The organism is Algimonas arctica (assembly GCF_014652695.1).
Lineage (GTDB): Bacteria > Pseudomonadota > Alphaproteobacteria > Caulobacterales > Maricaulaceae > Litorimonas > Litorimonas arctica.
Map to the genome: position 1 here is coordinate 217,322 of NZ_BMZH01000005.1, position 8,043 is coordinate 225,364.

Genomic DNA, 8,043 nt, shown 5'->3' on the forward strand with positions numbered 1-8,043 from the left:
CATCTAGACGGTATATACGTCTCCAAAAAACTCTACTTTGGTTCACCATAACGACCCCCACTAATTGCTTCATTTCGCCGGTTGCGAACGTTCACGCGCTCACAACCGTCTTTTGGCGTTAATTTCGCGCAGCGCGGGACGAAGAATGCGTATGAACAACCTTCCAAGCCCCATCGACTTTACGGAATAGCCACGTCTGCTTGCCTGTATTGTCGAGAACGCGACCTGATTTTATAATCGTCCCCTGCACAGTTGTACTGGCAACAGCCCAAGCAAAGTCACCTTCATAATAGATTTTCAAGTCAGACAGGCCGAGTTTCAAATCTGGGATCGAGTCTTTTTCAGGCTCGACATGATTTTCGACCAGATCGCTCAAACCGGTGTTCTGCCCCCCCGATTCAAAATACCGCGCGCCGTCAAAATCTAGGAAATGTGTTCGAAACGGTGTTCCGTCGCCGTCTTCCCACCCTTTTTGGATGGCTGTGATGATGGATTTTATCGCCTGATCATCCACCGTTTCAGGCCCGCTATTATGATCCCCGTCCACATTATCGTGCGCATAAGGTATCATCATAGGCATAGGGTCGTGATGACCATCGCTATTTTCGTGCCCTGACGGCACACCCGCTTCCGGTTTATCAACACTATGATGCCCGTCAGAATTATCATGACCGCCCTGCTCCGGATCCAAAGGGGCCGTCATGGTGTTTGCCATATCTCCCGCAGTCTCATGGTCTGGCATTGCACCATGCTCATGATCGTGACCGTCACCAGTCACAGTCGGCAAACTCTGCACGCCGATGCCGTATTTGTAGACGATGTTGCCGCCCCACCACGCCGTAACAGACAGCGACAAGGTCGCGGCCGCGAGCAAACCTAAGAAGATCGCACTGGGCGCTTTGGTCCGCTCAATAAACCGCCAAACTGCCAGAATAAGAACCGCAGTCCCAGACGGAACCGCCCAATTTCTATGGGTGGTCATAGCAGCATGTGACGGACCGTCATGAGCCACCGTGTAATAAGCGTAAAACCCGGCTGCGATTGCCGCGACGATGGCAATGGACCCCAGAGCCAACATCCAGTCCCCGGCATGCTGAGTGCGATCTCGCCTCGGCCCCGGGGGGAATATCCGTCCCATGATATAGACAGCCCATGCACTCAAGCTGAGCGCATAGGCGAAGTGAACAAGGATGGGGTGAATGTTCGGTTCAATAAATCCGCCCATGATAATCTCCTAAAACCAAGTCCGAAGACCGATAACTCCGACAATATTGTCAGCATCACCGCCATCAGCGCGGGTGAAGTCGGCGGTGTTGCCAAACTGTTTCTGCCATTCGACGCCAATATAGGGCGCAAAGGTTCGACGAATTTCATAGCGCAGGCGAACACCGGGCTCGATGCTGCTCAGACCCGCACCAACGCCGATGTCGCGAATATCCTGTGCCGAAAGGTTGGCTTCAATCCGAGGCTGCAAAACAAGGCGTTGCGAAAAGCGAAGGTCGTATTCCGCTTCTATGCGGGCAGACAGATCACCGTCCGTTGACAGGAAGGCCGCCGTATCAACCTCAAACCAATAAGGCGCCAGCCCCTGAATGCCGAGAACGGCATGGGTGCGACCCTTGGGTTCCAAATCATAACGGATCCCCGCTTGCACATCCCAGAAGGGTGCGACAGCGCGAGACCAGAGCGCCTGCACTTCGGCGTCCTCAATCTCGTCATCCTCAAGCGACACTTCGCCTTCGCTTTTGATATAAAGCTTGTTGATGTCGCCGCCGTACCAGCCTTGAAAATCCCACAGCAATGTGCCGTCGCCGCCCGTGTCCTGCCATTCCAGACGATCGAACATCAACATGGACGTTTTCATGTCGCCATTCTCGGCGAGTAGATCATCACGGGCCTCAGCCATCACCGCTTCGCCCCAATAGCGGTCCGCCATGGACCAGAGCTTGTCCGGCTCAGCAGCATCGGCATTTTGCGCATGGGCGCTGAGAGGCGCGACAAGCGCCGACACGCCGAGGATGGTAAAGGCCACCCCTCTCACGGATAAGACGCTCATGGTGCATCCTCCGTCGATTGACGGGCCATAGCGGCATCGACCGGATCGTTTCTTCTCATCATTGGGTTTGGCAGGACGCTGACGACCTGCATCATGCCCGCATGCATGTGGTACATGAGGTGGCAATGAAACGCCCAGTCCCCGACATGGTCGGCAGAAATATCTGTCGATAGTTTCTCGCCGGGTTTCACAACGACCGTGTGTTTACGCGGACGGTGGTTTCCCCCGCCATTGACCAAGTCAAAGAACATGCCGTGCAAGTGGATCGGGTGCGGCATCATCGTATCATTCACGAGCGTCATGCGGACGCGCTCACCCTCCATAAAAGTGATCGGCTTGGTGATTTCAGAAAACTTCACCCCGTCAAAGGACCACATGTAGCGTTCCATATTGGACGTAAGGTGCACGACGACTTCTCGCGCGGGCACACGCATATCGGGATTAGGGTCAAGACTGCGCAGATCGGCATAAGTCAGGGTTCTATGGGGAACAGTGTCTAACCCGATCCCCGGCTCATCCAAGCGGCTGACGGGCATCGCGGCTACATTCACGACGCCGGGTCCGGTCGTGAGGTCGGCTTCGACGCGAGGGAGTTGGACCGTCGGCCCAAAGGGGTCGGGTCCAGAGGTCATATCTCCATGCCCCATCGCGGCATGGTCCATTGCGCCGGACATCGCCCCTGTATCAGGACCAGCCTTATCCATACCAGCATGGTCCATTCTGGACATTCCGCCCATCGCGGAATGATCCATGCCCATGTCTTTCATAGTGAGGACAGGCACAGCGCGAATGCGCGGCTCAGCCGCCCGCATGCCGGGCCGCGGACCGAGCGTGGCGACCACTTGCCCGGACCGATCAATCGACTCGGCGACGAAGGCAAAAGGCTTGGCCTCTGTCGGTTGGACAATAACGTCGTAGGTTTCCGCCACGCCCATTTGAAATTCGTCGGTCTCGACGGGTCGCACATTCAGCCCATCAGCCTGCACGACGGTCATCGGCAGGCCCGGCATCCGAACATTAAATAAGGTCATCGCCGCCGCGTTGATAATACGAAGCCGCACCCGCTCGCCGGGCTTGAACACCATATTGAAATTATCCGCCGTCGCGTGCCCGTTGATGACGTAGGTGTAGGTTTCGCCCGTGACATCAGCGAGATCGTTTGGCGACATGCGCATCGCACCCCACATCCCTGTGAGCCCTTTAGGGTTACTTACCGTTGACTGATTGAAATTTAGGCTTTCCGCGTTCTTTTTCAAACGCGCGAAAAGATGGTGCGGATCAGTATAAGTCCAATCGCCCAGAACCAGCACATATTCGCGGTCATAGGCGACCGGATCCGTCCCTTTAGGATCGATAATAATCGGACCGTAGTGACCGACTTGTTCCTGCAAACCGGAGTGGGAATGGTACCAATAGGTGCCGTTTTGCGGCGCCGAAAATTCATAGGTGAAGCTGGACTTTGGCTTGATGCCCGGAAAGCTGACACCCGGAACCCCGTCCATGTGAAATGGCACCAAAAGCCCATGCCAATGGATCGACGTATCGACATTTAGATCATTATGAACATTCAAGCGGATCGGCGTGTCTTCCCGAAAACGGATCAGGGGCGCGGGAACCGTCCCATTCACGCCCGTAGCCATCGTCTTGCGTCCATTAATGCGGACAGGAAACTTCGAGACGGTTAGGCCAAAGTCAGTGCCGCTTAGCGCGGGCAGCCCCATATTGCCCATTGATGCAGGTCTGGCCCACGCGGGCAAAAGGCCCGCCGCGCCAATCGCGGCGGCTGATCCCAGCGATGTTTGTAAAAATCGACGTCTATCGAATGTCATGTCGTGTCCTTTCCGAAAAATCGTAGTGAAAGATTAGTCGTGCGTGCCGTGAGCAGAGTGGTTCATCTTACTGTGGTCCATAGCGCCGTGGTTCATGCCGTCGGCGCAGAGCCCCGGGGTGACATGCACCCCTTGCGCTGGACACAGCTCGACAAGCGGAAGACTGCCATTGGGGGCGCGGTGCAGCGTAAACTGGACAGGCTGGCCGGGGGACAGGCGGCTGAGGTCAATCGACGGCCCGACAGGGAAAATCATGTCAGCGGCAGGCCAGCTGACTTGCGGAATAGCCGCATGTTGGAGCGTGATTTCGCGGCGGGCTGCGTTCACGCGCCGAACTGTCCCGCGCGCTTCGACCATATGCTGCGCGCGCGCCGCCATGACGTCTGCGTGGCTGCCCTGCGGCATGTTTGAGTGATCCATTTGTGACGGGTCCATCTGCGGCATGGCATGGCCGCTATGGGTCTTGAGCGAACGCAGAGGTCGCCATCAGCAAGGCCGTCGCCGAACTCATCGCGGTGATTTTCATCGCGGAAAAAACGTGGTTATTCATGGGTCATGTCCTGAATGAGGAAAACACGACGACGCACATCGCCGTCGATAAAGACCGGCGGTGCGAAGGGACAATAGAGGCAGAAATGGGGGTTCCGTCACCACGACCCGACGCCACCGCCGGAAAACGGGTCAAGAGCGGAGTCTCAGAAGACAAAACCGCGCAAGACCCTTTGCGAGACGGCCAAAACGGTCCGTCACGCTTTAGCCAAGCGGTGATTTAAATGAGGGCGAGTGTGTTCAGCGAAACGGGCGTCGATCGCGGCGGATCCCGCCATCGGAGCCCGGACAGATTGGTGGCCGCCATGCCCGCACGGTATCGCGGTGTGGGGTCAGCCATGACAAAGACAAGCTCTGGCTGAGGGACATCGACAACGCTGGGCGTTGGAATATCACTGACTGAGGCATTCGTGAGGTCCGTATCACAATGTACACAGTCCATCGCATGGTCATGGTCGTCGTCGGCGCGGGACTCACGGTCAGCATCATCCATATCCATCGCCATGATCGACGTGCCGTGAGCTGAATGCTCACCATGAGACTGGGCCGACATGCCAGCCTTGGACATCGCCATATGCGAGGTATGTGAAGACGCTGACGTTGGTAATAAATCAGCAGATGTCGCCGCTGGCAGACACGCACAGACGATCTGCATGACGCCAAACAGAGTGGCGACAGCTATCGAAATTAACGCTTTCATCTGCCCTAGAGCCATAAATTTTAACTCTCCTACTCAACCAAGTTATACCCTTCCCCCGTATATGTCAATCTTGGCAAGAGTGGCCGCAGGATAAACTTCGACAGTCTATTGCATCGCGCAGCCTGCACGGCTTGAAACCTTCAAAACCGTTTTGGCGGGTCTTGGACATTTATCATTTTATTTTTCTTTGCCTTAGTGCTGTGGACCGGAAGCAATGCACTAATAGCGGTATCTGGATACATCGCGTTCGATGTTTATCCGTTCATATTCCGAAACCTCATTTTATCCATGTTGGCCGCCATTCAAGCCCCCATAATTATGATGTCTCAAAGCCGCCAGAGCGAGAAGGATCGCATTTCCGCGGGACATGATTACGAAGTCAATTTGAAAACCGAATTGGAAATCTTGCAACGGCACAATAAAATGGATGAAATGCGCCAGAGCGAAATTACGGCCTTAATCGAGATACAAGCCCATCAAATCATATTGATGGAGAAACTATTGGACGGGAAGAAAGCCTAAGGGTCGATGACCGAACAGAACCTGTCGACAGGCCTCAGGGGTAGGATGGCAGCCGCGTCTGCGTCACATCAAACTTTGCGTCTCATAGGCACCGCAGCCTTAGTCACCGGCACCTTATCAAGGGCGGCGTGTGAATATGTCTCTGTTAGCACTCAAGCTGATAATGAAGCCCCTCGGGCCCAATAAGAATGAACTGAAAAACTACCTGTCCGGGGGCGTCCAATCGCTTTCAACTGATTTCCGGCGACTGAGGCGTAAGGCTAAGCCCACAGAAACACCGACGCCAATGGCGACCGTCAAGTCAACGACAACCGTTAGCCCTAACGTCAGCACTAATAAAAACAGATCGCTTTTGCGGCCCCGCGCATAGTCGCGCCATTTGTGCGGCTCGGTCATGTTCCAAGCCGTTATGACAAGAAGGGCCGCGAGCGCGGGCATGGCAAGATATCCTGCGAGCGGAGCCGCAAAATACATGACGAGCAAAATGATAATGGCATGAATAATACCCGCCACCGGTGTTTTTCCGCCCGCTTTGACATTGGTGGCCGTCCGAGCAATCGCGCCGGTTACAGGAAGACCAGAAAATAGTGAGGACGCTATATTGGCGACCCCTTGTGCGGACAACTCCGCATTTGGCCTATGATGCCCATCAATCATCTTATCCGCCACCATAGCGGAGAGAAGCGATTCAACTCCGGCGAGGAAGGCAATAATGAGGGCCGACGGTAAGAGATCGCCCATACGTGAGAGCGACATATCAGGCCATTGCGGGTGCGGTAATTGGCTTGGCAAATCCCCGAACCGCGATTGAATCGTATCGACAGGCATGTTCATAAAATAGACAAATGCCGACCCTATTCCCACCGCGATGAGTAGCCCCGGAAAGCGAGGCGCGATACGCCGCAATACGATTATCAATGCCAACGACAAAGCCGCGATGCCAAGCGCCGCTAAGTTGAGCGTCTCTCGACCCTCCCATAAGGCTGGAATTTTCTCCAAAAAGTCAGCCGGTATATTTTGGACCGTCAGCCCGAAAAAATCCTGCAACTGGCTCGCCGCAATGATGATGCCGATACCGATGGTGAAACCATTCACGACGGCCTCAGGCACGAAAGCAATGAGGTTCCCTGCCCGAAAATATCCCGCGATCAGCAGAATGATCCCAGCCATGAAAGTCGCGAGAACAAGCCCATCATACCCATGTTGAGCGATCACGCCAAACACGACAACGATAAAGGCACCCGTTGGGCCGCCGATTTGAACGCGACTTCCGCCGAGGAGGGAAATAAATAAGCCGCCGACAATTGCGGTGACTAAGCCTTTTGCAGGGTCTGCGCCTGACGCAATCGCGATCGCCAGGCTCAACGGCAGCGCAACCATCGCCACGGTCAGACCCGCAAGGAGGTCGGCCGTAAAAAGCGACCAGCTATAGCTCTTGAGTGTCGTCAGGATTTTTGGCGTTCGCATGGTTTAGCTTACACCATTTTGAGACGGTTTCATCTGCTACGCTGCGAGATATTGTCGCGACTCCAACGTTAACGACAGCTGCGCCCGCATGAACGGAAACCGCGCCATCCATGCGGACGCAATTCCACATAAGCAGTTATGCTCATTGGCCGGCATTGGAAAATGGGCGTGATTGACGCTTTAATCAAACAGACCGCTAAGACGAAGCACCACAAGGCGATGCCATGGAACGACGTTACCGCATTCATGAAAGAGATTGAGCCGCGAGACGCGGTCTCGGCTCTCGCTCTCCGATTTCTAATCCTGACTGCGACGCGGTCTGGTGAGACGCGATTGGCTGAAAGGTCTGAAATTAATTTTGAAACTCAGACATGGACGATCCCGGCCAGTCTGATGAAAATGGGAAGACCCCATCGGATACCGCTTTCGCCTCAAGCGATGACAATACTCAATCAATGTAAGGGGTTTGATGAGACCTATCTGTTTCCAGCCTCGAAGCCCAACAAAACCATGTCTGATATGGTGTTTTCAGCATTATATAAGCGAATGGGTTTACACGGCCTCACCACGTACGGATTCCGATCTTCTTTTAGAGATTGGTGCTCCGACTATGCGGGAGCTCCAAGGGAAGTTTCAGAAGTCGCTTTGGCCCATGTCAGAGGCGACATGACGGAGCGAGCTTATGCTCGAAGCGATCTATTCGAAAAACGTAAGGATCTTATGTCGGACTGGGGTAAGTTCTTGTTTCGACAATAGAGTGACTCTCTGACTTTTAAACTTCGTGACAAAAATTGGCATTCTCGTTTATCTGTAGAGTGATGTGCCCCTAGCTTTGTAGACACCTTGTTGGGTAAAACTGGAAGCAAGGAGAGTGTCTTATGGGCAGTCGCATTCGATATACAGAAGAGTTTAAATTAGGG

At 54.4% G+C, this 8,043-nt stretch carries 9 protein-coding genes and 1 pseudogene; 4 read left to right on the forward strand and 6 right to left on the reverse strand.

Going from position 1 to position 8,043, the window contains the following annotated elements; translation table 11 throughout:
- Positions 1-118: 118 nt before the first annotated feature.
- From IE105_RS08215 to IE105_RS08230, 4 genes are read right to left on the reverse strand one after another with little or no spacing between them, the layout of a single operon-like run.
- Positions 119-1,225, reverse strand: coding sequence for a DUF2231 domain-containing protein (locus IE105_RS08215; protein ID WP_189497270.1), 1,107 nt, complete (start codon positions 1,223-1,225; stop codon positions 119-121).
- Positions 1,226-1,234: 9 nt separating this feature from the next.
- Positions 1,235-2,056, reverse strand: a complete 822-nt coding sequence (locus tag IE105_RS08220) for a copper resistance protein B (RefSeq protein WP_189497272.1) — start codon at positions 2,054-2,056, stop codon at positions 1,235-1,237.
- A complete protein-coding gene (locus tag IE105_RS08225; protein WP_189497274.1) occupies positions 2,053-3,885 on the reverse strand; it encodes a copper resistance system multicopper oxidase in 1,833 nt (610 codons plus the stop codon). The genes IE105_RS08220 and IE105_RS08225 overlap by 4 nt, the downstream gene beginning before the upstream one ends.
- A 33-nt stretch (positions 3,886-3,918) precedes the next feature.
- Positions 3,919-4,305, reverse strand: coding sequence for a copper-binding protein (locus IE105_RS08230; protein ID WP_189497276.1), 387 nt, complete (start codon positions 4,303-4,305; stop codon positions 3,919-3,921).
- A gap of 128 nt (positions 4,306-4,433) precedes the next feature.
- Between IE105_RS08230 and IE105_RS08235 the strand changes: the two genes are divergently transcribed.
- The gene (locus IE105_RS08235; RefSeq protein ID WP_189497278.1) at positions 4,434-4,658 is read left to right on the forward strand and encodes a hypothetical protein; all 225 of its coding nucleotides are present in this window, start codon (positions 4,434-4,436) and stop codon (positions 4,656-4,658) included.
- On the opposite strand, the gene IE105_RS08240 is transcribed toward IE105_RS08235, so the two are convergent.
- Complete coding sequence (locus IE105_RS08240) at positions 4,655-5,149, reverse strand: hypothetical protein (protein ID WP_189497281.1); 495 nt, start codon at positions 5,147-5,149, stop codon at positions 4,655-4,657. The two genes, IE105_RS08235 and IE105_RS08240, sit on opposite strands and share 4 nt — an antisense overlap.
- Before the next feature lie 150 nt (positions 5,150-5,299).
- Between IE105_RS08240 and IE105_RS08245 the strand changes: the two are divergent.
- A pseudogene (locus IE105_RS08245) lies at positions 5,300-5,656 on the forward strand (DUF1003 domain-containing protein); the annotation flags it as partial.
- 45 nt (positions 5,657-5,701) lie between these two features.
- Positions 5,702-5,842, forward strand: coding sequence for a VIT1/CCC1 transporter family protein (locus tag IE105_RS08250; protein WP_233354063.1), 141 nt, complete (start codon positions 5,702-5,704; stop codon positions 5,840-5,842).
- 15 nt (positions 5,843-5,857) lie between these two features.
- On the opposite strand, the gene IE105_RS08255 is transcribed toward IE105_RS08250, so the two are convergent.
- Entirely contained in the window at positions 5,858-7,123 is a 1,266-nt protein-coding gene (locus tag IE105_RS08255; protein WP_189497285.1) for a SulP family inorganic anion transporter, read from the reverse strand.
- Between the two features lie 219 nt (positions 7,124-7,342).
- On the opposite strand from IE105_RS08255, the gene IE105_RS15655 reads away from it, so the two are divergent.
- The gene (locus tag IE105_RS15655; protein ID WP_373299067.1) at positions 7,343-7,879 is read left to right on the forward strand and encodes a tyrosine-type recombinase/integrase; all 537 of its coding nucleotides are present in this window, start codon (positions 7,343-7,345) and stop codon (positions 7,877-7,879) included.
- Positions 7,880-8,043: the final 164 nt, after the last annotated feature.